The organism is Sphingobium sp. SG1 (genome assembly GCF_057063145.1).
Genome location: NZ_JBVVOJ010000001.1, coordinates 491,452 through 513,879, shown reverse-complemented (window position 1 = coordinate 513,879; position 22,428 = coordinate 491,452). Strand labels below are relative to the sequence as shown.

Annotated in this window: 40 protein-coding genes, 11 tRNA genes and 1 pseudogene; 41 read left to right on the top strand and 11 right to left on the bottom strand. The window is 54.2% G+C overall.

The window, feature by feature from the left end; genetic code table 11:
• Positions 1-21 precede the first annotated feature (21 nt).
• A complete protein-coding gene (locus AC0KVN_RS03195) occupies positions 22-933 on the top strand; it encodes a cell wall hydrolase (protein ID WP_483655683.1) in 912 nt (303 codons plus the stop codon).
• A 247-nt stretch (positions 934-1,180) separates the two neighbouring features.
• On the opposite strand, the gene AC0KVN_RS03190 is transcribed toward AC0KVN_RS03195, so the two are convergent.
• Positions 1,181-1,627: a hypothetical protein gene (locus AC0KVN_RS03190; RefSeq protein WP_483655682.1), complete on the bottom strand. Its 447-nt coding sequence runs from the start codon at positions 1,625-1,627 to the stop codon at positions 1,181-1,183.
• Entirely contained in the window at positions 1,627-2,271 is a 645-nt protein-coding gene (locus tag AC0KVN_RS03185) for a TerD family protein (protein WP_483655681.1), read from the bottom strand. Before AC0KVN_RS03185 ends, AC0KVN_RS03190 begins: the two co-directional genes overlap by 1 nt.
• A gap of 330 nt (positions 2,272-2,601) precedes the next feature.
• On the opposite strand from AC0KVN_RS03185, the gene AC0KVN_RS03180 reads away from it, so the two are divergent.
• The 4 genes from AC0KVN_RS03180 (at position 2,602) to AC0KVN_RS03165 (ending at position 3,786) form a co-directional block, all read left to right on the top strand.
• A tRNA-Tyr gene (locus AC0KVN_RS03180) sits at positions 2,602-2,691 on the top strand.
• A 69-nt stretch (positions 2,692-2,760) separates the two neighbouring features.
• Positions 2,761-2,844, top strand: a tRNA-Tyr gene (locus AC0KVN_RS03175).
• A 40-nt stretch (positions 2,845-2,884) separates the two neighbouring features.
• Positions 2,885-2,961 (top strand) — tRNA-His (locus AC0KVN_RS03170).
• A gap of 48 nt (positions 2,962-3,009) precedes the next feature.
• On the top strand, positions 3,010-3,786 hold the full coding sequence (locus AC0KVN_RS03165; RefSeq protein ID WP_483655680.1) for a hypothetical protein: 777 nt from the start codon (positions 3,010-3,012) through the stop codon (positions 3,784-3,786).
• Positions 3,787-3,810: 24 nt separating this feature from the next.
• Here the strand turns inward: AC0KVN_RS03165 and AC0KVN_RS03160 are convergent, their stop codons facing one another.
• Genes AC0KVN_RS03160 through AC0KVN_RS03135 form a run of 6 tightly spaced genes read right to left on the bottom strand, consistent with a single transcriptional unit; the run spans position 3,811 to position 5,254 of the window.
• Entirely contained in the window at positions 3,811-4,095 is a 285-nt protein-coding gene (locus AC0KVN_RS03160; protein ID WP_483655679.1) for a hypothetical protein, read from the bottom strand.
• Complete coding sequence (locus tag AC0KVN_RS03155) at positions 4,095-4,313, bottom strand: hypothetical protein (RefSeq protein WP_483655678.1); 219 nt, start codon at positions 4,311-4,313, stop codon at positions 4,095-4,097. Before AC0KVN_RS03155 ends, AC0KVN_RS03160 begins: the two co-directional genes overlap by 1 nt.
• Positions 4,313-4,510, bottom strand: coding sequence for a hypothetical protein (locus tag AC0KVN_RS03150; protein WP_483655677.1), 198 nt, complete (start codon positions 4,508-4,510; stop codon positions 4,313-4,315). Before AC0KVN_RS03150 ends, AC0KVN_RS03155 begins: the two co-directional genes overlap by 1 nt.
• A complete protein-coding gene (locus tag AC0KVN_RS03145; RefSeq protein WP_483655676.1) occupies positions 4,510-4,842 on the bottom strand; it encodes a hypothetical protein in 333 nt (110 codons plus the stop codon). Before AC0KVN_RS03145 ends, AC0KVN_RS03150 begins: the two co-directional genes overlap by 1 nt.
• Entirely contained in the window at positions 4,839-5,051 is a 213-nt protein-coding gene (locus tag AC0KVN_RS03140) for a hypothetical protein (protein WP_483655675.1), read from the bottom strand. Before AC0KVN_RS03140 ends, AC0KVN_RS03145 begins: the two co-directional genes overlap by 4 nt.
• A complete protein-coding gene (locus AC0KVN_RS03135; RefSeq protein WP_483655674.1) occupies positions 5,048-5,254 on the bottom strand; it encodes a hypothetical protein in 207 nt (68 codons plus the stop codon). Before AC0KVN_RS03135 ends, AC0KVN_RS03140 begins: the two co-directional genes overlap by 4 nt.
• Positions 5,255-5,364: 110 nt before the next feature.
• On the opposite strand from AC0KVN_RS03135, the gene AC0KVN_RS03130 reads away from it, so the two are divergent.
• Complete coding sequence (locus tag AC0KVN_RS03130) at positions 5,365-5,607, top strand: hypothetical protein (RefSeq protein WP_483655673.1); 243 nt, start codon at positions 5,365-5,367, stop codon at positions 5,605-5,607.
• Between the two features lie 125 nt (positions 5,608-5,732).
• Positions 5,733-6,338 (top strand): hypothetical protein, encoded by a 606-nt coding sequence (locus tag AC0KVN_RS03125; RefSeq protein WP_483655672.1) that lies wholly within the window; start codon positions 5,733-5,735, stop codon positions 6,336-6,338.
• On the opposite strand, the gene AC0KVN_RS03120 is transcribed toward AC0KVN_RS03125, so the two are convergent.
• The 3 genes from AC0KVN_RS03120 to AC0KVN_RS03110 are packed head-to-tail and all read right to left on the bottom strand — an operon-like array spanning position 6,325 to position 7,786.
• Positions 6,325-6,795, bottom strand: coding sequence for a hypothetical protein (locus tag AC0KVN_RS03120; protein WP_483655671.1), 471 nt, complete (start codon positions 6,793-6,795; stop codon positions 6,325-6,327). The two genes, AC0KVN_RS03125 and AC0KVN_RS03120, sit on opposite strands and share 14 nt — an antisense overlap.
• Positions 6,795-7,226, bottom strand: a complete 432-nt coding sequence (locus AC0KVN_RS03115; RefSeq protein WP_483655670.1) for a hypothetical protein — start codon at positions 7,224-7,226, stop codon at positions 6,795-6,797. The genes AC0KVN_RS03120 and AC0KVN_RS03115 overlap by 1 nt, the downstream gene beginning before the upstream one ends.
• A gap of 2 nt (positions 7,227-7,228) precedes the next feature.
• A complete protein-coding gene (locus AC0KVN_RS03110) occupies positions 7,229-7,786 on the bottom strand; it encodes a hypothetical protein (RefSeq protein ID WP_483655669.1) in 558 nt (185 codons plus the stop codon).
• A 21-nt stretch (positions 7,787-7,807) separates the two neighbouring features.
• Between AC0KVN_RS03110 and AC0KVN_RS03105 the strand changes: the two genes are divergently transcribed.
• From AC0KVN_RS03105 to AC0KVN_RS02940, 34 genes and pseudogenes are all read left to right on the top strand, one after another.
• A complete protein-coding gene (locus tag AC0KVN_RS03105; protein WP_483655668.1) occupies positions 7,808-8,353 on the top strand; it encodes a hypothetical protein in 546 nt (181 codons plus the stop codon).
• On the top strand, positions 8,350-8,538 hold the full coding sequence (locus AC0KVN_RS03100; RefSeq protein ID WP_483655667.1) for a hypothetical protein: 189 nt from the start codon (positions 8,350-8,352) through the stop codon (positions 8,536-8,538). The genes AC0KVN_RS03105 and AC0KVN_RS03100 overlap by 4 nt, the downstream gene beginning before the upstream one ends.
• 30 nt (positions 8,539-8,568) lie before the next feature.
• Complete coding sequence (locus AC0KVN_RS03095; RefSeq protein WP_483655666.1) at positions 8,569-9,213, top strand: hypothetical protein; 645 nt, start codon at positions 8,569-8,571, stop codon at positions 9,211-9,213.
• 197 nt (positions 9,214-9,410) lie between these two features.
• Positions 9,411-9,485, top strand: a tRNA-Gly gene (locus AC0KVN_RS03090).
• Positions 9,486-9,492: 7 nt separating this feature from the next.
• Positions 9,493-9,577, top strand: a tRNA-Gly gene (locus AC0KVN_RS03085).
• A gap of 201 nt (positions 9,578-9,778) precedes the next feature.
• Positions 9,779-9,967, top strand: a pseudogene (locus AC0KVN_RS03080) (PCRF domain-containing protein); the annotation flags it as partial.
• Positions 9,944-10,447 carry a peptide chain release factor-like protein gene (locus AC0KVN_RS03075; RefSeq protein WP_483655971.1) on the top strand — a complete coding sequence of 168 codons (504 nt, stop codon included), beginning with the start codon at positions 9,944-9,946 and terminating at the stop codon, positions 10,445-10,447. The pseudogene AC0KVN_RS03080 and the gene AC0KVN_RS03075, both read left to right, overlap by 24 nt.
• Positions 10,448-10,497: 50 nt before the next feature.
• Entirely contained in the window at positions 10,498-10,659 is a 162-nt protein-coding gene (locus tag AC0KVN_RS03070) for a hypothetical protein (protein ID WP_483655665.1), read from the top strand.
• A 229-nt stretch (positions 10,660-10,888) separates the two neighbouring features.
• Positions 10,889-11,479 (top strand): hypothetical protein, encoded by a 591-nt coding sequence (locus tag AC0KVN_RS03065; protein ID WP_483655664.1) that lies wholly within the window; start codon positions 10,889-10,891, stop codon positions 11,477-11,479.
• Complete coding sequence (locus AC0KVN_RS03060) at positions 11,476-11,631, top strand: hypothetical protein (RefSeq protein WP_483655663.1); 156 nt, start codon at positions 11,476-11,478, stop codon at positions 11,629-11,631. The genes AC0KVN_RS03065 and AC0KVN_RS03060 overlap by 4 nt, the downstream gene beginning before the upstream one ends.
• 129 nt (positions 11,632-11,760) lie before the next feature.
• On the top strand, positions 11,761-12,189 hold the full coding sequence (locus AC0KVN_RS03055) for a hypothetical protein (protein WP_483655662.1): 429 nt from the start codon (positions 11,761-11,763) through the stop codon (positions 12,187-12,189).
• Positions 12,190-12,196: 7 nt separating this feature from the next.
• Positions 12,197-12,433, top strand: a complete 237-nt coding sequence (locus AC0KVN_RS03050) for a hypothetical protein (RefSeq protein WP_483655661.1) — start codon at positions 12,197-12,199, stop codon at positions 12,431-12,433.
• 27 nt (positions 12,434-12,460) lie between these two features.
• Positions 12,461-12,841 carry a hypothetical protein gene (locus AC0KVN_RS03045; protein ID WP_483655660.1) on the top strand — a complete coding sequence of 127 codons (381 nt, stop codon included), beginning with the start codon at positions 12,461-12,463 and terminating at the stop codon, positions 12,839-12,841.
• A 2-nt stretch (positions 12,842-12,843) separates the two neighbouring features.
• Entirely contained in the window at positions 12,844-13,077 is a 234-nt protein-coding gene (locus AC0KVN_RS03040) for a hypothetical protein (RefSeq protein ID WP_483655659.1), read from the top strand.
• A 1-nt stretch (position 13,078) separates the two neighbouring features.
• Positions 13,079-13,261, top strand: coding sequence for a hypothetical protein (locus AC0KVN_RS03035; protein WP_483655658.1), 183 nt, complete (start codon positions 13,079-13,081; stop codon positions 13,259-13,261).
• A gap of 180 nt (positions 13,262-13,441) precedes the next feature.
• Complete coding sequence (locus AC0KVN_RS03030; RefSeq protein ID WP_483655657.1) at positions 13,442-13,879, top strand: hypothetical protein; 438 nt, start codon at positions 13,442-13,444, stop codon at positions 13,877-13,879.
• Positions 13,880-14,007: 128 nt separating this feature from the next.
• The gene (locus AC0KVN_RS03025; protein ID WP_483655656.1) at positions 14,008-14,232 is read left to right on the top strand and encodes a hypothetical protein; all 225 of its coding nucleotides are present in this window, start codon (positions 14,008-14,010) and stop codon (positions 14,230-14,232) included.
• Positions 14,233-14,648: 416 nt separating this feature from the next.
• Positions 14,649-15,302, top strand: coding sequence for a hypothetical protein (locus tag AC0KVN_RS03020; RefSeq protein WP_483655655.1), 654 nt, complete (start codon positions 14,649-14,651; stop codon positions 15,300-15,302).
• Between the two features lie 200 nt (positions 15,303-15,502).
• A tRNA-Cys gene (locus AC0KVN_RS03015) sits at positions 15,503-15,587 on the top strand.
• Positions 15,588-15,596: 9 nt separating this feature from the next.
• Positions 15,597-15,668 (top strand) — tRNA-Cys (locus AC0KVN_RS03010).
• Positions 15,645-16,013, top strand: a complete 369-nt coding sequence (locus AC0KVN_RS03005) for a hypothetical protein (protein ID WP_483655654.1) — start codon at positions 15,645-15,647, stop codon at positions 16,011-16,013. Before AC0KVN_RS03010 ends, AC0KVN_RS03005 begins: the two co-directional genes overlap by 24 nt.
• 50 nt (positions 16,014-16,063) lie before the next feature.
• Positions 16,064-16,507 carry a DUF6011 domain-containing protein gene (locus tag AC0KVN_RS03000; RefSeq protein WP_483655653.1) on the top strand — a complete coding sequence of 148 codons (444 nt, stop codon included), beginning with the start codon at positions 16,064-16,066 and terminating at the stop codon, positions 16,505-16,507.
• A 62-nt stretch (positions 16,508-16,569) separates the two neighbouring features.
• Positions 16,570-16,923: a hypothetical protein gene (locus tag AC0KVN_RS02995; RefSeq protein WP_483655652.1), complete on the top strand. Its 354-nt coding sequence runs from the start codon at positions 16,570-16,572 to the stop codon at positions 16,921-16,923.
• An 82-nt stretch (positions 16,924-17,005) separates the two neighbouring features.
• Entirely contained in the window at positions 17,006-18,571 is a 1,566-nt protein-coding gene (locus tag AC0KVN_RS02990; protein ID WP_483655651.1) for an ATP-binding protein, read from the top strand.
• A 436-nt stretch (positions 18,572-19,007) separates the two neighbouring features.
• Positions 19,008-19,196, top strand: a complete 189-nt coding sequence (locus tag AC0KVN_RS02985; RefSeq protein WP_483655650.1) for a hypothetical protein — start codon at positions 19,008-19,010, stop codon at positions 19,194-19,196.
• A gap of 10 nt (positions 19,197-19,206) precedes the next feature.
• A complete protein-coding gene (locus tag AC0KVN_RS02980; RefSeq protein ID WP_483655649.1) occupies positions 19,207-19,335 on the top strand; it encodes a hypothetical protein in 129 nt (42 codons plus the stop codon).
• Positions 19,332-19,529 carry a hypothetical protein gene (locus tag AC0KVN_RS02975; RefSeq protein ID WP_483655648.1) on the top strand — a complete coding sequence of 66 codons (198 nt, stop codon included), beginning with the start codon at positions 19,332-19,334 and terminating at the stop codon, positions 19,527-19,529. Before AC0KVN_RS02980 ends, AC0KVN_RS02975 begins: the two co-directional genes overlap by 4 nt.
• A gap of 3 nt (positions 19,530-19,532) precedes the next feature.
• A complete protein-coding gene (locus tag AC0KVN_RS02970; RefSeq protein WP_483655647.1) occupies positions 19,533-19,922 on the top strand; it encodes a hypothetical protein in 390 nt (129 codons plus the stop codon).
• 100 nt (positions 19,923-20,022) lie between these two features.
• The gene (locus AC0KVN_RS02965; protein WP_483655646.1) at positions 20,023-20,484 is read left to right on the top strand and encodes a hypothetical protein; all 462 of its coding nucleotides are present in this window, start codon (positions 20,023-20,025) and stop codon (positions 20,482-20,484) included.
• A gap of 435 nt (positions 20,485-20,919) precedes the next feature.
• Positions 20,920-21,002, top strand: a tRNA-Asn gene (locus AC0KVN_RS02960).
• A gap of 22 nt (positions 21,003-21,024) precedes the next feature.
• Positions 21,025-21,107: transfer RNA gene (locus tag AC0KVN_RS02955), tRNA-Asn, on the top strand.
• A 26-nt stretch (positions 21,108-21,133) separates the two neighbouring features.
• A complete protein-coding gene (locus tag AC0KVN_RS02950; RefSeq protein ID WP_483655645.1) occupies positions 21,134-21,439 on the top strand; it encodes a hypothetical protein in 306 nt (101 codons plus the stop codon).
• Between the two features lie 5 nt (positions 21,440-21,444).
• A tRNA-Asn gene (locus AC0KVN_RS02945) sits at positions 21,445-21,538 on the top strand.
• Between the two features lie 360 nt (positions 21,539-21,898).
• Positions 21,899-21,975, top strand: a tRNA-Arg gene (locus AC0KVN_RS02940).
• Positions 21,976-22,428 lie beyond the last annotated feature (453 nt).

Sequence of the window (22,428 nt, the reverse complement as noted above, 5' to 3'; positions counted from 1 at the left end):
GCTTTTTCGCATAAATATGGAATGCGCGCAGAAGATATTTTTGGGAAACAGATCGACGAGGACCTCGCTTCGATCAAGAAAACGATGACCAACTATGCAGCCGGGGCTGGCCTCATGGCCGCTGCTGCCACGGGTGGGTATCAAGCTCTCGATAACTATGGGAAGAACCCCAACGACCCGGTCCAATTCCAGATCGATCTGGAGAAGACGGCGAATGAGCTTGGATATGAACTAGAGGTCCAGCGCGATGGCATGGAAACTGGCCAATCACAGGCCGCGCGCCCTCAAGTGCAGGTCGATCCTGACACGGGTGAGAAAACCGCTCAGGTTGCCACCCATATCCGAGATAGCAATCAGGCGATCAAAGCCAGTCGCAAGGATATCCTCATCCTCGCAATGACAATCTGGGGTGAGGCGCGTAGCCATGGCAAGGCCGGTATGAATGCGGTAGGTCATGTGATCAAGAACCGCGCGCTGGCGGAGCGTCCAAAGTCATTCGGGACTGGTATTCAGGGTGTGGCGCTCAAGCGCAAGCAATTTTCCTGCTGGAACCCCGGCGACCCCAACCGCGCGAAGCTCGCAAACATGCAGGGACTGAAGGATCAGTATATCAAATTCAAAAGCGAATATGATGACCTTCATTCCAAGGCGTCGATGATCCGCCCAGCCGATCTGAAGAAAATGACGCCGCAGGCGCGTGATGAAGTGGCGGCGATCCCGGCACGTCTCAAGCAGTTGAAGTCAGCTATGCTGGAATATCAGCGCTGGACCGAAGCGAAGAAAATCGCGGCTGACATCGTCGAGGGACGTTCCACCGACCCCACGGGCGGAGCACTCTACTACCACACCACTGGCGTCCAGCCGGTATGGTCCAAAGGCCTGAAGGCGATTAAGCAGATCGCCAATCATATGTTTTTCAAGCGCTCACTCTGACGTCGATTAATATTGCGCGGCATTGGGGTTGGTGGGTAGAACAAAGGGGTAGAGACTGTCAGCGTCCTTTAGGTTCCATTGCGATCTAGGCACCGATTGTCCTTCCTGCCTGTTATCAATTCGGACAGATGGTATAAGATCATAGGTTGATAACGGGTCAACGTGCTGCTGGCAGTCTCGTCGTCCGGTGACAGTGCGAAGGTAGGAAACGATCGAAGGGCGGAGTAGCACTCCGCCCTTTTTTCTTTCATTCATCGTCGAAGCGGCATCGGCGGTTGCTGATTGAATCTCGATCATGCCGATTGCTGATGCGGTCGCAGTAAAATTCAGCGAAGGGGCTCTCTCCCTCGATGATCAACTCATCGAGAAAGAAATAGCATGGAGAGCCTGCCCTGTCGCGAACTACCCAGACGATCCCTCCGCAAGGCTCCTGAAAAGCGACCGTGCCCTCGGCTCCCGCAGAGAAACCCGCCGTTTTCTTGATTTTGACACGAGTTCCCGCCGGAACCTTATAATCGGGTTGATGGCGTCGGCGAAACGCTTGGAAGGAACGCTGATCGCGTAGCTCGATGTCGCGCTCTGTCGCGTTGCGCCACGGAAGGAAAGGGGTGTCCCTGACCTGCAATATCAAGCGAGGGCGAAACCACCCTCGCTTGACATGCCGTTCGGTGGCTAGAGAGCCGTTGAACGTCATTACTTCCGGCCTGCAACCCAGCGCATACCCCAGTTGTGCGCCTTGTCCAGCGCGCCCTGATCCGAATAATATTGGACCTCACGACGGACGGCAATCTTGCCGTTGTCATTGGTCAGCGTGACGATGCCACACAGGGGGCGATCGTTCCGACCGCCGGTCATGCGCACTTCGATGGGCGCGGCATCCGTGGTCGTGATGGTGACGACGCCATCGGTGTGGTCCCAGTTCGGCGCGCCTTCGTAGATGAACGCATAAACGGCGATGCGCTTGATCTTGCTCCAGTTTGCGCCGTTGATGCGGATCGTCTCGCCGTCGGCGCTTTCGCCGGTGCGGTCGTCGCCATCGAGTTCGATATAGGGCGCGCTCTTGTAGCTGCCGAAGCTGTTGCCCAGCGCCTGAACGACGCCCTTGGAGCCGTCCTTGAGTTCGTAGAGGACGCCCAGATCGAGATCGATGTCCGACGAAGATACGGGGGTGTTGCCGCCGAACAACTTGCCGAAGAAGCCCTTCTTCTCCGGAGTGGCCACAGCGCGGTTCCAGTTCAGGTTGATGACGACGGCGTCGAAATCGCCTTCGGGCTTTTCCAGATTGAAAGCCTGACCCGGCTTGGTCAGTTCGACTTTTTCGAGATTGAATGGGTGCATAATCACTTCCTCAAATATGTGAAATCAAATGAGGAGGTCGGGCTATCATGGAATTCGTGTGGGGGACAAGGAATAATGCCGATGAGATCGAAAAAACTGAATTTTAATTGTTGACACGCGAAATGGCGTCCCAGTATAAATACCTCACTATGAACACGCAGGTCCATCATTCCTATCACTATACCATCGTCATCTGACGGGGCGTAGTGTTGCGTCCCGCTGAGGTGGGACGAAAAGGATGATCGGAAGGCCCAGAGACGGGTTCATCTCCCAAAATCTAGATTCTCCCAGCTTCGCAAGGACGATGGTCTTTTGTGTTTGTTGTTATGTCCGTTGGTGGCCGAGAGGTTGATGGCGTCGGGCTGTAGACCCGAATGGTGCCCGCACCACACGTAGGTTCGAATCCTACCCAACGGACCAAATATTGATGACATATCAGGCTTAAAGCCGAATTGCAGATGATATGTCAGTTACTGCGATGATGTTGATGCAACGGTGGGTGAGTGGTTGAAACCGCCTGACTGTAAATCAGGTCTGAAAGGCACGCTGGTTCAAATCCAGCCCGTTGCACCATCATCATCGCAAAAAGGCAGTTTTGCTGCCTTAACATGTGGCGGCTGTAGCTCAGTGGTAGAGCGGGAGGTTGTGGTCCTCTGTCAGCCGTGGGTTCGATCCCCATCAGTCGCCCCAAGTTTTCTGCTTCGAGTAACAGCAGTTACCCCAAATGATAAATAGATCATGTTCAGCATGATCGAATGCAAGATTTGTGGATTGTCTTGTAAAAATCAAATCCCCGGTATTCATCTAAAGAAACATGGCCATACTGTAGCTTCATATGAGGAAGAATATGGATCATCTCGTGATCCATTGTTTTTGCAACATCTAAAAAATGTCGGAAAGAAAGGCGGTGGTAGCCCAGCAGCAGTAGCGGCGTGCAATGCCATATCCGCAAGAAATAGAGAGGTTTACGCGATAAATCCTCGACTGTGTCCGGAATGCACTTCAGTAATTCCATATGAACAAGACAGGCGAAAAAAATTTTGCTCTTCCTCGTGTTCTGCGGCGTTCAATAATCGCAAGAGATCGACAGCCATTTACGAGGCCGCGAAATATAGATGCTCAGGCTGTGACATGGTGCTGGCTCGCGCAGGGAAATTTTGCTCAAAAGAGTGCCAGCAGGACAGTTCTAGGCGTAAACTTCTCGCCGAGTGGCGTGACGGCAAAGTGCGTGGTGGATGTGATCTCCATGTTAGTCACGCGCTTCGGGCCGCGCTTATTCATGAAGCTGGAAACAAATGCACATTGTGTGGTTGGGGTGCTATTCATCCCACAACTGGGAAATGCCCGTTACACATTGATCATATCAATGGTGACTGTATTGATCATTCACCCGGTAATCTCAGGGTGATATGCCCGAACTGTCATTCACTTACAGAGAATTTCGGATCGCTAAATCGTAATAATAAGGGACGTGCGGTTCGCCGAAAGGAGCGATTGGCAGGTAAAATAAGTTGACCGCCCGGAGACAAATTCCGGCCGCTATAGCCCGATCGTATTCCACTCAATCTCATACCGCTCATAAATTTCGCGCAGTATCGGGTCGTTTAGATCGACGGAATTCGTTGAAGTGTCGGGACCAACCTCAAACCAATAATCGATCTGACGGCAGAGAAGCTTGCGTGCCGTCGCCTTGGAAGGCGACGCCAGCAATTTTGCCAGATCATCCTGATCGACATAGCCGCCCGTCATATCATGGGCGGGACCATAGGTGGTCCACAGATAGCTGTGGTCGGCATAGGCCTGCTCATAGGTGATCCGAGCCATCACTCTTCGCTCGCCCGCAGTTCATCCCGGCGGTCCTTGTAGCGGTTCACCCCACCGGCGTCCTTGACCACCCGTTTCACGCTCCCTTCCAGCTTGCTGTCGCGCTGGCGGATCGTCTGGGTGGTCGGGGCACGCCCTACCCATTCATCGGGTATCTGGATGATCTTTCCGCGCCGCTTGCGATAGAATTTACCGTCCATTTCGATGCGCTTGCCCATCAGGCGTCTCCCGTGGTGATGAACAGGCCAAGGCGGATGATCGAGGCGAGAATGTCCTCGGGCTCCACGGCTTCCAGCACAGGATGACAGGTGGCCATATCCCGTGCTAATTCCTCCGCATTGGAGAACGAATATTCGTTATCCCTAGCGTTGGCAAAGCCATCCCTCACATGCTCATCTATTTCGGCGTCAGTCATTATGCATCGCCTGCGTTGTTCGCGGCTCGGAGATAAGCCGACACGACCGATTGCACCGCAGCTTTGCGGGTCTCCTGAAAGGAGCGATAGCCGTTGCGAATATGAGGGCTATGTGGTGCCCAGCGTGCCCGCTTCGATTTCCAGCGCTTGCTGACGATGCGCGAGCCTTCAGGGCTGCGCTCGAAGGTCGGGAAGAACTGTTCGATCTCGCCGATCTTCTCGCCCCTGTAGGTGACATCATAGGCCTTGAGTTTTTCGTTGCCCGGAATGTTGCGCAACGTGTGCTCGACCAGCGTCAGGGTGATTTCGGTTTCGATGTCGATGGTGATCATGCGATAAAATCCTTTGCGAGACGGCGGTTTCGTTCGTCGAAATCCACGATATCCCCGCTTGGAACCATGCGGAATGTGCCGTCACCGACTGGATCAGCGCCGTGGTCGCCCACGCGATTGACATCGATGGTTCGGGTATAGGTATCGCTAGGCAATCCCATGGATTCGGCCATCATTCGCTTTTGCCCTTGGGCGGTGCTGTAGCTCATGGCAGCATGTCCTTGATAGGGCCGCGCGCCCAGATTTCGATCGTGCTATTGAGATAGTTCACGGGAACGGGACGGAAGGGCAGGTTGCGGAAACGGCGTGCTGCCAATTCCTTCGCCTGCTCTTTGTCGATGCGATGATGCTTGAGCAGGTGATAGATCGCGCAGGTCCGCAAATAGACCCGGTCAAGCGTTCCATCGATCATTCTGAAGCAGTTTCGCATTACGTTCTCCAATACCGTATTACTACCTTTTATGATTTGTTGGGTCAAATACAAAATTGCAGAAATATGGTTCAAAAGGGTAGGGTCACCATATGGCAAAATATTGGTATAGGGCCGTTTGCGATCAGCATCGTGAGATGGCCGACGTTATGGTCAACAATCCACTCACTACGGCTGCTTATCTCGGTGATTACAACCGGGATATCAGCGAATGGCTATCCGCGCATTATGGATGCGAACTCAGATTGGTCTGGCGGGATGACCAACTCGACGATCTGTGGGATACGCACATCGATATGAGTAAGCTTTACGTCAAAGATGAACCGCCCTCTTGACTGATGCCATTCCCCGGTTCGGAAAATTTGGGTCGATCATATGGCTGCAAAATAATATTGAGTTGGTGAAGACCAACCTGTCAGATCGCTGCACTTGAAACAGCGATTTGATGGAGGTGAAGCCGGTGGCCAAATTCACGAAATGTCGGGAGAGCGAGGCGCTCATCCGTGATCTGCAAAATCATGAATTTCTTTCAAAGGTGACGGATTTATTCCCATTTGTGCAGTTACATTTGCATTACGGGTGCGCCAAAATTTCAGTCAGTATCGTGGCTGAGGATGTGGCCTATCCGATCTGGGACGGCTGTGGGGTGCGCGATGAAGAGCCATGGCGCTCCAATTTCCCGTCATTCCTACGGAAAATGATAGCCGCATTGGATGATTTCCAACAGAAAGCTAGGGATCAGGCCATCCTTCTGATGATGGGCGAGCAACCGGAACGCCCGACGGGCGCACATGGCGATGGCTTCAACGCGAGTTTCTACGCGTTCAAACCGTCGGGTAAATGGGGCTATGAGGGGCGTGGTATTCTTACCGATGCCGTCTTCGAGGTCTTTTCGGACACATTGCAACGCGCGCAGATCATCGCAGACAATGAAGGCAAATTCCCCGGCATGTCAGGTCCTGCGGCCGACTACATTTGGGTGATCATCCCCGACGAGGATGCTCCGCAGAACCTGTGCATTCCTCTCCTGCTGCGCCCGACGGGCGGTCTCGTCAGGATGGGTTGATCTGAACGCCTAGCATTTTGCGGAACCGTGGGTGATCGAAGTATGCGTCCTCCCCATATTGGGGGTCGACGTGGATGCGGAGATCACCCACGATAAACTCCGGCTCACGGCCATGATTGGCATCGGCCTCCATGTCATTTGACATGTAGAAAGCCATAGGATCGGGTTCACAGCAGGCTCTGGCAACGGCGTAAGGATCATGGCCTCCTTTACAGGCATATACCTCCGTGCCGCCGATGAAGCCGCTAAGATCGCCTGACGTGGCCATGTATTCCAAGTCCATCATCTGAGGGTTGCGCACTGCGTCCAACGCAAGCGTCATATCCCACCCGAAATGGCGCTCTGGTCGGTAGGCATTGTCCGCGATGTTTTGGCTGTATAAGTCAGCCGAGGGTGATGGCTGATATACTATCCCACCTGCCATGCGTGGCGCGAGCGGAGGAAAAATGTTGAACATCAGTCCTCCGGCGTTCGTGACATATTGGTAAATTCACCATCGTCTTCGGTTTCCTCGAAACCCAACCCGGCATAGTAGCGGATCAGGTCATTGTGGTCCCGCCGTTCCTCCTGATCGTAGTCCGGCACTTCATGTTCGTCCTCGCCATCCTCATCATCGAAGTCGCTTTCATCATCGTCCTCCTCGTGCTGGACGCCCAGATTGATCCAGATCGATAGTTCGTCGGCGCGCTGACAGAGGGCTTCAAGGAAAGCATAGGCGACGCCACGCTCGGCCGTCTCGCGCTCGATCCATTGGATGCCAATCGTGTCTTCATCCAATACGATCGCCTCGAAGTTGATACCATGTGGGACATTCGCCTTGGCCCATACCAGCAGGTGTTCGGCGTTGTTCGTCGCGATATCCTCGCACATGTTAATCCAGCCGCGCATGATCACCCTACGTAAAGAGCGCCAGTAGCTTCATCAGCGCTGACATACACTTCACCAAATGCATGAGCGGCATTGGTCAGGCGTTTGCCCAAATCGTCAGGCAGATTGGGGCGGTCCCAAAAACCTGCGCCATGGCGGTTGCGGGTCAGCCAGAAATCATGCCCAGCCTGAGAGGGACCGCCATAACCGTGGTCATAAGCCTCTTCCAGCAGATTGGCGTTTTCGATCTGGAACTGGTGGCAGTCCTCTATGCTCTGTTGGAAGGCGGAGGCGTGGATGCTGGAGAGATAGCAGTTCCAGCCCTCACTCTGGACGGAATCTTCCTCTGTCCACAGCATGGCTTCGAAATAGGCCGCTGTGAAATCATCGGGCGCACTCAGCCCGCCATTGTCATATGTGGGGTCACGCGGTTCTCCGCCACCGCCACCCTCACCATCATCGTCCCACGGATCGTCATCGTCTTCGGGTGGGACAGGGGGTTTACCGCCACCGCCGGTGCTGAGCATTTTTTCGACATCCTGTGCCTGAAATTCATTGATGAGATCGATGTAGTTACGCATTGGATATTTATACGAATTAAATTGAACGCCACCGATCGCGAGAGCTACCATGCTGGCATGGAAAAACTTACACATTTTCTCAAAGCGATTGACTACAAAATTACCGAAGGAAGCGAATTTTGTTGGTCATGCTATGGCCCCAATGCCCGCTATCTCGATAGCCATAAACCCAATGTGGCGACTGCGTCGTGTATTTTTGATGCAGTTACCCAAGAAGTGTATGAAGTGTCCGTCACACAGGAGAGTGGGGAGTACAAGGGCTATCGTTGGTGTAACCCGGCATACGCAGCCAAGTATAAGGCTGAAGCTATCGAACGAGGTTTCGGGGAAGATGCCGATTATTACGTCACCGATAGCTTAGATGACATTTTCGATAAGACGGTGGCTATGCTCAACGGGCTTCATTATGATCCGCGCGTCGTGATGGAGTTCTCCGACTTCGATGACGATCTGTTCCTCGCTGTCGCGAAGCGCGCGCATGCGCGCGACATCACATTCAACCAAATGATCGAGGAAGCGCTTCGTGCGGTAATGAAGGCCGATGGCGTTGCGATAGGTGATGAATGATTTCGGTTGACCTTAATCAATTGCAGATGATCCAGCACGCGATCAGCGACATCGTCGAGTATGAAACCGATAATAGCTGCGGCGATCCGGAGTGCTGCGGTGGACCATGGGGCAGTAAGGAGGCATCCGATGAAGGTATCGACCTGCTTCGCAAATACGGGATCGTCTACACACCGGAAACTTGATCGACCGATCGCTAATCTCTATCTAAGGGTATGGCTAAAACTGGTGCTCAAAAGAGGAGGCGGCTTCGACGCCTTGGATCATTTCAAGGCGATCTATGTTTTTTCTGCGATCTTCCTCTCGTCTACATGGACGAAGATTTGGATGGTAGTGAAGACCTTAACACGCCTGATCAAGCAAGTTTCGGCCACTACCTCAGCCGAAAGGCGGGTGGGTCCAAAAAGCAGTTCAACTGCGTTGTGGCCCACCGCCAGTGCAACAGCCAACTGGGACATGAACCCACTCCCGAGTTCGATGAGAAATTCCGACGGCTGAATGTCCTTCGTGGATATGATGTCGAGGGTCCAGCCGATCCCCGGCTACTGCGCAGAATGCAACCTGACGCATTTGGAAAGCCATTTCCGGCTCTGGAGTATCTGTGCGATTCCGCTAACGCGATTGAAGGTCAGGATGGCGTTCGATTGCGGCGACGTATTGTGCGGCGGCTGGAGGGGTTCATCAACATGATCAAAGGTCTCCGGGGCATCGAAGACAAGGTGTTGCGAACAAAGGCGCTGCGGGCTCTCCACGCGACGCGAGCGCCAATAGAGGATATGCCACATCAAGTCCGCACCCTGCTGGAAAACGTTCTGGTGACGTTGATGAAGAAAGAAGAGGCCGGAAAAAATAATATTTGACCGTCGTTTCGATCTTCATGTATAAATAATCTCATGAAGAACACTCGCATCATTTTTGGCGGAGGTACCGGGGGTCACTGACCACGGGCGTGTTTGCGCGCCCGGTGGGTTCGGGCGCATTTGGAGCTAAGGCTCTCTTTCCCTGAACTCTACGGAACACCACACCAGAGACGAGGTGTGTTCATTGTTGCTGGTATGCGGTTGTAGCTCAGAGGTAGAGCGCAACTTTGCCGAAGTTGAGGTCGTGGGTTCGAGGCCCACCTGCCGCTCCAGCAATAAGCAGGTATAGCTCAGTTGGTAGAGCACCGGTCTTCCAAACCGGAGGCGAAAGTTTACACGGGTTCGAGCCCCGTTGCCTGCTCCAATAGATTAGTGGTTGGTAGTGACCTGCATCGCCATCGACCACCGGCAAAGCACTAAGTATCCAGCCGGTGGATGGTCCCTTTGGGACGGTGACAGGAAGTTGGACGTGCCACTCTCGCCCTTTGCCGCATATCGAAAAGCGGGAACGTTCGAAGGGCCGACCTCAGCAAGTCGGAAAAAGGCCTTTTCACAGGAGTATGACATGAAAATTGAAATCCGAGCCGCCGAGGGCGGTGCCGATGCCAAGCTGTTTGTCCGCGATCTCGCCGACGCCTACACGCGTTACCTCGACGCCCGTCATTGACTGCATACCGTCGAGGTGATGGACGGAAGCATCACCATCTCGACGAAGGACATCCCCGAATTCATCAATGAGGCTGGGGGTCACAGAATTCAGAGGGTACCACCCACGGAACGGCGCGGTCGGGTTCACACGTCCACTGTCACGGTAAGCGTTCTTCTCGATCGCGACCAGAAGACCGACAGCCCCTATGCGCGCAGATCGGACGCCGATTATCATATCCGGTTCTTCAGTGGCACAGGTTGCGGCGGCCAACATCGGAATAAACACCAGAACAGCGTGGTGATGACCCATCTCCCCACTGGCCTTCAGCAGGTCGCGGTAAGCCGTTCCAAAGCCTCTAACATACAGGACGCCCGCGAACGTCTGGATGCTCTCCTCGATCAGGGAATGGCGGGTCAGGCGCACGCGCAGGAGAATGGCGTCCGTGCCGGTCAGATCGGGAGCGGAATGCGCGGAGATAAGCGCCGCACCTATCGGTTTCAGAATGATCAGGTCGTCGACCATGAAACGGGAAAGAAAGCGGCGTGTAAGGTAGTCATGAAGGGGCAAATCGACCGCTTATGGTAATAATGCAGAAGTCAGGTTGACTGAATCATAAAAAGTAGTATGGTGTCCACATGAATCAGGTCTACCGGCATGAGCGCGATTTCGACGCAATCGAGAAGTTCTCTCAAACCCAGCGCTCGCTGGAAGAGCAACTTCGGGACTTGCGTGAGGTCGCAAACCGTCTTGGTCTGTATGACGCTGCTGATTACCTGCGGTTGACGTTGGAGAGGTAGTAACATGGCTTCGAAACTTGCAGCACGAAAAGCGGCTCAGATGTTCAGCCGTGGATACTACCGCCAACTGCGCGCGCGTGGTTATGGCGTCTAGGCGGCGGTCCTTGCCGTGCGTCGCCATGATTATTTCGTCAAGGATCAGTCCGCGCGCATCAAAATGGACAAGAAGCGGGCCGCTGCTGCAAAGAAGGGTTGGAAGACCCGTCGGGCCAATCAAGGATTTTAAACAATGAGCGTGATCGATCTGGCGATGGCCATTGTCAATGGCACGGTGACCGAGAAGGATATCCCGCCGTTTTCCACTACGTCGCAATTGACCGAGTGGAAGGTCTATAATCGAGGCTTGCTGCGTACCCTGTTGGATGGCAGCAACATGTATTGGGTGCGCTCAGAACATCTCAACAAGGTGGCGGATGAACGGCAGCATATGATGCTCTCTGCGGCCGAAGCGCGCAAGGATACGGTGCCGCCGCGAAACCTCGATCTGGTGGTCCATCCCAAGACCGGCACACGAGATTACGGTATGGTGGGTATGAGCACTGCCGACGTCGCACGCCATCTCGACTGTTTCGATGAAGCAGGTCAGATGACCAGCTACGAAATGGATGCCTATGAAACCATGGGTGAAGAGGCACTGAACGAGCAAGGGGTTGAGACCCTTCACGATCTGTTCGGTACAGAGTTCGCCAACGCTTTCTATCAGCGGAAGAACAAGCTTCTTGCAAAAGAGAAGCTCTCCAAGCTGTATACGGAACGTGCTCGCCTCGATCGGGATATCGACCGTTTGGAGCGGCAGTGTGAAACGGGAGTGGTGGAATGACCGTCTGGTATACACAGGTCTGGCGCTGCGACGATGGCATTGAGTTCGATACCGGCTGGTCAACCCGCCGCCCCGATGTCGCGACAATGAAGTCATTTAGGAATGCCACTCTTGTCATGATCGTCAGCGCAGTCGAAAAGTCGGGTGACTGATTAATAAAAATTGGTATCGACGGGAAATCAATGACGGGTTTGATCGAAAGCGCGATTTAATTTCGTCTCGCTTCCATTTTGCTCTAGCGTAGCCGCTCATTTGAGAGAGCCATATGATGGAGTATGAAAATGTCTGAGGGACCAAGAGCGAATGATCGGGGGGACGTCTGGTTCCTGTCGAAAATGCTGATGGCAGAGAGGTCGTCAGAGCAGGTGGCTAACATTGCTGCTGCGATCAAGGCGGAGGGTCTGATGCTGATCCCAAGAGGTGCTTTCTGGTTGACCCCACTGGTCTGGCTGGTGAAGTGGCGTCGCGGATGGGACGATTATCGGGTATGGCTCGAAATCTGCACGAAACGACCGCAGATCGCGCGAGACCTTATCAACGATACGATCGAGCATATGCGGAATGGCCTCGATACTGAGGATGAAGATTCGGTGGGTGGTTTCTCCCAAAGAGAGATCGATATCCTGATGTCCATCCTCTCGAAGACTTGGATGTCTTGGACATCCGACCGAATGCGGCGGTGCCGCGCAGCTTATTCAGATATGACGTGAGGCGAATATGACTGACATGATCCGCGCCCTCTACAGCCCTTCGCGCAAGGAAGTCGCGTGCGTGCTCCTTCAAGCGGCAATGGGCGGGGATCGTCGGGCCTGCAATCTGGTACATGACTGGTGCGTCGACATGGTGGATGATTTCATCATGCTCACTGCACCGGTGGAGCAGTGGCGGATGATCGGCGATATGCCGAAAGAGAGCCGCCCCGGTCCGGAGAAATTTGATAAGAATTTCCTGTAGAGAACCTATTTTAGAAGGGGTTATTTTATGAAGCTGGGTAAGCGCCCCAAGCGGGCAGTCAATCGCGCCACTGCGCTGCGCCTCGCCGAAGAAGGCAAATTACGGTTCGCCGCGATCGCCGACGCAAACCGTAAGGACTGGGGGCGCACCACGCTCAACGCTGACAAGGGCAAGAAGGATGGTTCGTGTAATCGCACGGCCTGTCAGGCTCCACTCGCCGGTCGTCGCCAATATTATATGCGCGACCATATGACGACCGATGGTCGCCTCTATTATTGCGAGCCTTGTGCGATCGATTTCACGCACTGGGATCGCATCGATAGCCCGAACCAGCCCTATCGCTGCACGTTCGACGAGACGACTGGTGAGCGGTCGATGATCGGCGAATACGTCCCACTGGAGGATTGACGATGGCGAAGAACGCTATCCCGGCCGATTGCAAACCGTGCCCCAGCCTCCACACGGGCGGGATCAAGCAGGGCGGATATGACCGCTGGTGCTGTCGCTTCAGTGGCACTGCGCCCCGTATGATCGGCCATTGCAAGACGACCGGCTATCATGGCAGCGCTGAGCATCGTCAGCGGATCGAGCAGTCCGGGGAAAACAAGATGCGGCTGGCTCGTCTCAAGTTCAAGAATCGCTGACATGAAGCGCGCCAATCCTTCCACGCCCGGCCGCCGTTGCGCTTTTTGTAAGCAGATCGGCGGCACTGGGTTCGTCATGCGCATCGTCGAGGAATTGGGTGGTGAACCGGGCAACCGATACGCACACGCCGATTGCATGTCGAAGGCGCAGCAAAAACTCAAGGAGGCCAACCGTCGTGGCTAGAATGCGCTGGCGGCAGCATAAACCTCGTGTCAGCAGGCTTCGGTCCAAGAACCTTCTGCTGCGCTATTTCCCGCGCCTTACCGTCCGCTGGTTGTGGAGGCATGTGGAGCGAACGGTCGATATGAACATTAGCAAGCGAGCGCTCCGCCGTCAGATCGGGCGTCTCAAGGTAGAACGGCCATGAAGGCACACTTCGAGCGCGACCGACCCATCGTTGATGGTGAGCATGTCGTCTACACGGGATCGCAACCCATTCTCCAACGTGGTGCTGTCGGGATTGCGTCCGTGATTCCGGGCTTCTCCACGATCGGTCACGTCGCCGGTAGCTCGATGGTGCGCCTCCGTCCTTCCGACCTTCGGCCATTGCTCGAAGGCGATCGTGTCGCGGTCGACGATGACTGGCAGCCGATGAGCACCGCGCCATTCGATCGCTTGGTGCTGGTCTATTGCGATCGGTTCGAAGTGGTCGCAGAGGCAATCCAATATCGCGACACCGACTGGCATACTTTCTCAGCGAACGGGGCGATGAAATGCCGACCGGTCGTGTGGAAGAATAAGCCGGATCGGCCTTCTGACGACATCATCAAACGGATCGGAACGTCCTATGAACGGGTATGAATGTCCCTGCTGCACCAGTCTGGTGACCACCACGCGCGCGCACGAGCGCCGGGAATGCCCGACCTGTGACGCTACCCCACAGACCCAGATGATCGCCGCGCGCGTGCGGCGGGAGAAAGCGAACAACCATGTCGAAGCGTAAGCCGATATTCGATCTCCGGGACAACATCCGCGAGCAACGCATTCTGACCATCGGTATCGGCTTAGGCCTGCTGCTGGCATCGCCGCCGCATGGATGGATCGGGACACTTATTTGCGCGTCAATCGGCGCGGGGCTGGTTGCTCTTCGGGTCGCAGCGCAGATGTATTGGCCCGACAGGATGGCTGACGACAATCCGATCGACCGCGAATAGCGATCAGCAATCACGAAACGGGGGTTTTATGACTGGGATGCAGACAATAGTGATCGCCGCGCTGGTGGCGATCAATCCAACCGGCGTGTCTACGGTGACGGCCGCAGAGTGCAAGGCGAGGGGAGGGCAGTGGCTGTTCGTCCCGGAGGCGCGCGTGTGCTTGACGGTCACCAAAGGGAGGCTCATGTCCGCTGATGATGCCTTTGGTATAAATTGACCGATGGTATCGAGGTTGGGTAATATATTCTTTCAGGCGACACCTGCCTTGGCTTTCCTGTTCCGGACAGGGACGAGTGGTGTGGAGGCGACATCATATGCATGACCCATGTATGTGATGATCTGGAAGCGGGAGCCGGTATAGTTTACCCCGCATTTTAATATGGATCGCGATCAGGCGCACATTCTACGCTCCACCAATGAGCGAAATTATCAAGATTGCGAAGAAGTCGAACGGATACGCCTATGCTATTCGTCGCAAGTCGGACGGATTGTTCAGCCGTGGCGGCCATGGGCCTTCTTGGGGCAAGTTACCAAAGATTTGGACCAAGGGTGCATTCAAGAACCATCTTCATCTGTTCGGCCCTAAACTTTACGACATGGCACGCTCGCTAGAAATCAGCGAACAGTATATTTGGAACCACAAGACTTACACCCGGCGTGATTTTGCAGTTGGTTTGATCGATAAACGGTCGTTCCCATATTTGGATTGTGAAGTGCTTATTCTCGATACTTCGAGCGAAGCCCATAATATGATCACGATCGCTACACATCCCGCGCCTCAATGGATATGGGAGAAGGTATACCGGCCGCATATTCTCGGTGAGAGCTATTATATCGAGCGTATCAGAGGTTTTTGCGAGAAGCATGGCATCGATTTTGATGCCCCCGATACAATCGAGGATGACGTTCGGCCAATGGCACCGGAAGGCGACTGGTATCATTTCGAGATCGGCCTCAGAATGGATGGAGCCAAACACTTCCCCGACGAGGCAGCGATCTTGAAAGCCTTTAAGGAGATGACAGGGGCGGAAACGATTTCCGGCCACGGAATGATCCTTAGAAAGAAATAGTTATTGACCGCGACGATGCCACCGGACTAAATAGGGGCATGGACACGAAAACATCTTTCTCCTGTCTCTGTCGCGTTAACTAACGCTGGGTGCCTTCATGCGCCCAGATGGCGCATATCCCCATGATCTGCTCCATCGCAATGTATCCGGGTCTAGCGGATTTATAGTGGACGTCGGGCACGACGTTAAAGTGCACCAATGACGGTGTGGCCGAGTGGTTGAAGGCACGAGATTGCAAATCTCGCAGGAAACTCATCGCGGGTTCGAATCCCGCTGCCGTCTCCAATAACTCACGGGTCGGTGGGTTGAAAAAACGTCACCTTGCAAGGGTGGAGAATGTGGGTGAAAGTCCCACCCGGCCCTCCAGTTAATTTTGATCTTTCGATCTTCCATGCGGTATCATGCCGCATGACAGAATTATCCAGTGCAGCCGATGAAGTGCTGCTCCAGCTTTTCCTCCATGGCCCTACCTTCGACGGTGATGTCTGCTCCAAGACCGGCCGTGACGAACTCGTCGATGCCGATCTGGCTGAACGTTATGAAGGTTATCAATGGCTCACGCTCGATGGCATCAAGCTGTCGATTGAACGCGGACACGATACCGAAAAGGACCGCCGCCGTCAGGCGAAGCCGGAACCCAAGGACATCGATGCGCTGATCGAGGAGTTCCGAGTTTGGGTCAATACTCCGATGAAGTTGGGACGCACTTGAAGTAATAATAAAACGTGGTATATTGATCCCCGCATTTGATGGAGATCGCTATGAGCACGCACCTGATCAAGAATGGGTCTGACGCACGCCATATTGTCGTCGGCGGGAATTCGCGCTTCACTGTCGTATCGGCAAAGACCGGTCGGCGGATTACCTATCGGGTGCGCAAGCCTCGCAAGTCCGACAATCCCAATCTCTATTATGTGTCGGTTCGGTCCGGCCCGCGCGCGGGTGGCGATGGATATGAATTCATCGGGTCGATCACTCCCACCACTGCTTTCTCCTATAGCCATCGCAGTTTCTTCGGGCGCGATGATGACCGCATTGCGGTGTTCAATTGGTTGTGGGACCGTATCCGCGCCAATCGTATCCCCGACACAATCGAATTCTGGCATGAAGGCCGCTGCGCTCGCTGTCAGCGCCCCCTCACCGATCCGGAAAGTATTTTGTCCGGTTTTGGACCTGAATGCCGCCAGAAGCGTTTGGCAGCCTAGAACCCCTCTGCATAATGGTGTAGCGGGGGCATTGGCAGAAGAAATTCGACAGGAACGATTTGATGATCCTCTACCATGGTAGCGTCCACGATCTCGACTGGCCCGACTACGCCGCGATCGCGGAGCACGCGGATTCCGCACAGCATCCCCGTGGTCTGCATGTTCTTCCCACGGCTGAAGCCGCTGCCGTTTACGGTCAGGTCTATTGTCTGTCCGTAGCCGACGAGGATGTGACGCACGATCATACCGGGTGCCTTCAATATCGTCCGCGTCATCTGCTCTTTCGGCTGGGAATCAAAGCGATTGCCAACCCCGACGGTTCGGGGGTGATCATCGACCTCGACGCGGTGACGCATTTTGCGCCCGTCGTGGGGATTGAGCCCACCGTGACGACCCGCATTCCCGTGATGCAATAATATATCAATCACTTCATGTGGTTGCCTAATGGGCATCCGAAATGCTGGATTAGCCAACCGCGTGTCGGTATAGGGCCGCGCAATGTGGGATTTCCTCAAATATACCGATCAGGACGCAATGGATGCGGCTGATCATTTCGGCGTGGTTAGCGGGCTCAGTCACCTCATATGGGGGCATTCCGTTCCCGATATCGTCGGTGGATTGGCTTTCATTTCCCTCTCGGTGGCAGTGTTTCGAGCCACGCGTGACCAGCGCGCCATTCGTCATAGCTGGTTGTTCAGAGTTTTTGTCGGTCTCGTCCTGATCTGCGGTTTCTCGCGGGTGCTGGCCATCTATACGCTGTGGGTCGAGAATGACACGATCGAAGTGGCGCGGAAATGGGCTTGGAACCTCGCTATGGTGGGGATCGCCATGTTGTTCTGGCCTCTCATACAGAAAATGATCGGCCAGATCGACCGCACGGTGAGCCACCTCCAATCCGAATTGGAGATCAGCAACAAAGAACGCGAGATCGCAGAACGCGCCCTGCGCCAATCCCAGAAAATGGAAGCAATCGGGCGGCTTACGGGCGGTATCTCACACGACTTCAATAATCTCCTTCAGGGTATTTCCGGTCATCTGGAAATGATCCAACTCCACCCGGAAAGCCCAAACGTTCGTGAATGGGCCGATGGTGGTCTGCGCGGGGTCGAGAAAGGCGCGGGGTTGGTGAAGCAGCTTTTGGCGTTCTCGCGCGTAAAACCACAAGAAGTTCAGGAAGTTCGGTTAGGCCTGTTGGTGCGTAACCTCTGCCCTCTTCTAAAGAGCTACATCGGCTCGATCTACATCACGGTCGAAGATAGCTCTCGTGGGTTTGCGCTGGTCGATCCAGTGCAACTGGAGATGGTCATCCTCAATCTCGTGCTCAATGCGTGTGACGCTATGCCAAATGGTGGCAGCATCAATATCGTCGTGCATGAAGTCGATGTCGAATGCTCGCTTGTACCAACTGGGCGCTATCTTGAGATCAAGGTGATCGATACCGGGACGGGTATTGCTGACGAGCATCGCGACCGCGTGTTCGATCCATTCTTCACCACCAAGGATCAGGGGAAGGGCACCGGCCTTGGTCTATCAATGGTCTATGGGGTCGCGCGGCAGATGAACGGATATGCCCATATCCCCGAAACCGGTCCGAATGGAACAACCGTCGTTGTCGGTTTCCCGCTCATCGAGGATACCGGGTCGCAAATGCCGTCAGCGCAGAAGGAATTCTTCCTCCCCGAATATGGCGATAAACGCACGGTGCTGGTCGTCGATGATAACCCAGCCGTCCGCATGTCCGTGGAAGCTCATCTGATATCCTTGGGTTATGAAGTGGAAACGGCCGAGGATGGCGTGCAAGCGCTCACCCTGCTCAAAGAACATCCCAAGCCCGATCTCGTTCTTCTCGATTACGTCATGCCATATATGACCGGCGCAGACGTGGTGAAGGCGATCAAGCAAATGCACCCCGGTATCTGCTTCGGCATCATGACCGGTTTTGCTGACGAAAATGCCATCGCCGACTATCCTGTGTTGCCTAAGCCATTTCGGACGAATGAACTCGCCGAATTTGTCGAACGCACCATTGGCAACCGCAATTGCGACACCAGTTACGCGATTTGATGCGTTTTTTTCGTTATTGACTTCTGAAAAACACATTCGGTATAAATAAAAGCATGAGAAACAACCGCAACAACCGCCGAAATAATCGGGTCATCTGACCGGGGTGTTGCTGTGCGCCCTTGGGTTAGGGCGCAAAAATCGGGACATGCGATGTCCCCACATTGTTACCCAAAATCCCACAAGCATAGCACCATCGGAGCAATCCTTTGGTTTTTGACGATTTGCGCGAGCGTTGCTCGCTTCACTGATCGGTTTGAGTCCCCTCGGGCGACGACGGCGATCGGTGGGCTCTTTGACATTGTGAGATCGATGAATTGGATTGGGTGCAGTCCACTTGAGCAATAGGGCTCAGGGAAAACTGCGCCCAATCGAATAATATTGCACTCTTCTGATCAGCATCCGTAAGGTTGGGTTCTGATTTGAGGAATGCAATTTCATGAAAGCACTTGTATATATTGGCGAAGATGACGACGGCGAGCAGGTCTACGTCAATCCTATCCATGTTCTAGGCATCGTAGGTGACGAGAAGAACATGCGGACGTATGTTCGTCTACCAGACGATGTTTGTTTTTCGATCGACCGAGCGCCCTTCGATGTCAAGCGGTCGATTAACGAAGAAATTTGAGAGAGGGAACATGACGAAGGAACAAGACGAACGCATGTATTGGGCCATTCATAAAGCGGTCCACGCCGCGATTGCTGCCGTGGGTGGCATCGAAGGTCTGAGGAAGTGCTCCTTCTTTCCTTCGTCGGGCAAGCGATGAGTAATTACGACAAGTGGCAGCGGGCGGCCGATCGCGACGCTCTGGGCGATCATCTTTTCCTCATGGCTCCCCTTGGCTTGCTCGCATGGGGCTGCGACGGTTGGCTGCGATATGCCGCTATCGGTATGATGGTCATTGTGGCTGGAATGGCTACTGTGAAGCTGCATCGCCTGCTCAAGAACAAGGCGGGCTGAGACATGATGGATTTCAACGAGTGGCGGAACTGGCAGAGCCTTCGCCTGAAGATTCCGACCAGCGATATCGATGGTGCTGAAGAACATATCGCGCCGCACGTTCGAGGATATGTCGACAGCATTGTCTTTCGGCCTCGTGGCAGTAACGATCTGTTCGAATGCGAAAACCGGGTCGCCGATAGCATCGCAGAGATTGGCGAAGCCTTCGCAAAGCTCGATGGCGATATCTATGTTCACCGGCTCGTATCGCGAGAAGCGATACGAGTGGATGGTGCCCCGGAGAACCGGTTCGTTGTGACTTTCGCCGTGGTGCGAAATGACACGGTCAGCAAGTGGGTCAATGCAGGCGAACTTTCGGAACGGCTGGGAAAGGCTGAAAAGCAGTCGAAATGAAATGGCCGAAAGATTGGGGAGCCGAAACGGGACTTGTAATCATGCTGATCGGTCAAGGCCTGATATTCTTGGGTCATGTGCTGAAAGCGAACGGATACTGATGAGTGAGGAAATTTTGGAGCCCCTGAACAAGGTCCACCCGGATTATCGCTGGGAACTGCTTCGCACAGATACGGTAACGGTCGCCGGACGGACCTATCCAGTGGAAGCACTGGAAACAGTGCGGAGATCGTTAGAGGCGCAGATTAACCATATGGTCCAGTTGGGAGCGCCTGCGTTCGACGTTTGGGGGACCGGTATGTCAGCCAACCGTATGTGCGCCACGATCTATGATCCGCAAATCTCCGATGGTGTGCTGACTGTGAAGGTCAGACCATTGGATACCCCGATGGGTCGGCAATTGAAGTTTCTGCTCGATGCGGATTACCCAATAAGGTTGTATGCATCTGGAACGGGTAACGTCGATCACGAGCTTAGAGTGACGGATTATCGGTTTGATGGTGGTTTCTTCGAGTCGGTGGCAAATGTGAGCCACAATAATATTGGGGATGATCTGAAATAAATGTTGACTAATCATTAGTCAGTTCGATTAGGATTAGTCATCGGGTAAGGAAAGACGCAAAGGCGAGTGGTTAGGCCTTGGTTGGAAGGAGCCTCAGTCGACAAAGCTCATGAACCGGTCATGGGTGGCGACGATCGAGGCAGACCGGGGAAGAGACCACAAACGGAGAATGGGGAGCACGGGGTCTGAAGCCCACGGCTGGATACCTCACCGGCCCGATACGAGATATTGACCTGAGATGTCGGTAAAAGCTCCGTAGGCGCACGTTAAGCGCAAGGCGGTGGGTGATGAACCCGCAAACAAATAGGTGGGATGCACCGGGCGTAGCTCAAAAGTAGAGCGGCTCACCAGATGGTGCTGACGGTTGCAAGGGATGGACGCAGAATTGCCTCGAACCTTGTCGTCCGGTGTGTCTCACCGAGTTCACATGTTCGCTCTGATGTGGGGGAATTGGCAGACCCAGTCGGTTGTTACCCGACCGCGAAAGCATGCAGGTTCGAGTCCTGCCATCAGAGCCAACATGTGATCTACCCTTAGTGTTCTGATGTGGGGGAATTGGTAGACCCGCCAAGCTGTTACCTTGGTGCGAAAGCGTGCAGGTTCGAGTCCTGCCATCAGAGCCAACTAAACTATTTTCAAGGAGATCGGCATGCCTGACAAAAAACACAAGACCCGTGGAGACGATCCACGCCATTCCCAACCTAAACTGCGCGGCGACGCCCGGCCGTTCCACATTGGGGATCAGGTCTGGCAATGGAAGACCAACGGTGTCGACGTGACGATCTACGACCCACAGGGCGGACGTCATAGCACGTCCTATCGAGTGGTGGAGCGTCTCACCGAAGAGGAATATCAGGCAATGCTCGACAGCGAAGATCGCTACGAGTTTCCCATGCCGGGAATTGAGCCCGGCGCGGTGAAGGCCTTTATCGAGAGCAATCTCATCAACGCATAACGCAGGCCGCGATACGCAACGGCGCTACGAACGCCGATTAAGCTAACTGGAGTGAGGGATAACACCCAAATGCAGGTTCGAGTCCTGTTCGCGGCTCCATAAATAAGAATGTCCCTGACCGATCGCGAGCGGAACGGGAAAGAGCCGGAAGGAGGCGGCAATCTCCCCGGTGCATCAGGTGGAAACCCTGACCAGATTTGACCCTGCTTACGCCTCAGGGTCATGAAATATGAAGCAGGTTGGACCCCGTGTCCCATCCGACCCTGTATCAGCCTCAGGGTCGTAAAATATGGGGCAGGGGCGACAATCCCTGTAGGCCCGCGCGAGCACCGTTGTCCGAGGTCGCACTCATAAGGAGGGAATATCGGATGCCATGTAGCGGATGGCATTTTTCGCTTGCGGGGAGGGTAGGGCGCTGCTAGTGGCCCTGCACCGCAGAGATGCGGCGAGAAAAAGTGTGCTGCTGTAGCTCAGTTGGATAGAGCAACGGACTACGAATCCGTAGGTCGGGCGTTCGAATCGCTCCAGCAGCACCATTTTTCATTTCGGTAATAGCCCAGTTTGATTGTGCTAAATACCGGGTGAAAGAAACTATTATTGCAATGGCGCTGGAAGGCCATACGATTGCTTCCATCTCTACTGCGGTTGGTAAATCCAAAACTACAGTCAAGCACCACATAAACCGCGCAGGAATTTCCACCTTGGAAATTCGTAGGACCCGGAAACAATCTGAGGTAACTTGTCCTCGCTGTGGCCATTGTAAACCGCGCGCAGAATTTTACGAACGTAGGCATAAATCTGCACCGTCTCCATACTGCAAACCCTGCACGGCGGACGAGTCAAGAGAACGTCGTGCGTCTCTGAAACAGCAATGCGTCGATTATAAAGGCGGGGAGTGTAAACGCTGTTCCTACTCGTCCTGCAATGATGCGCTTGATTTTCATCATATGGACCCCACTCAGAAAGACTTTGGTATAGGTCAATCCAGA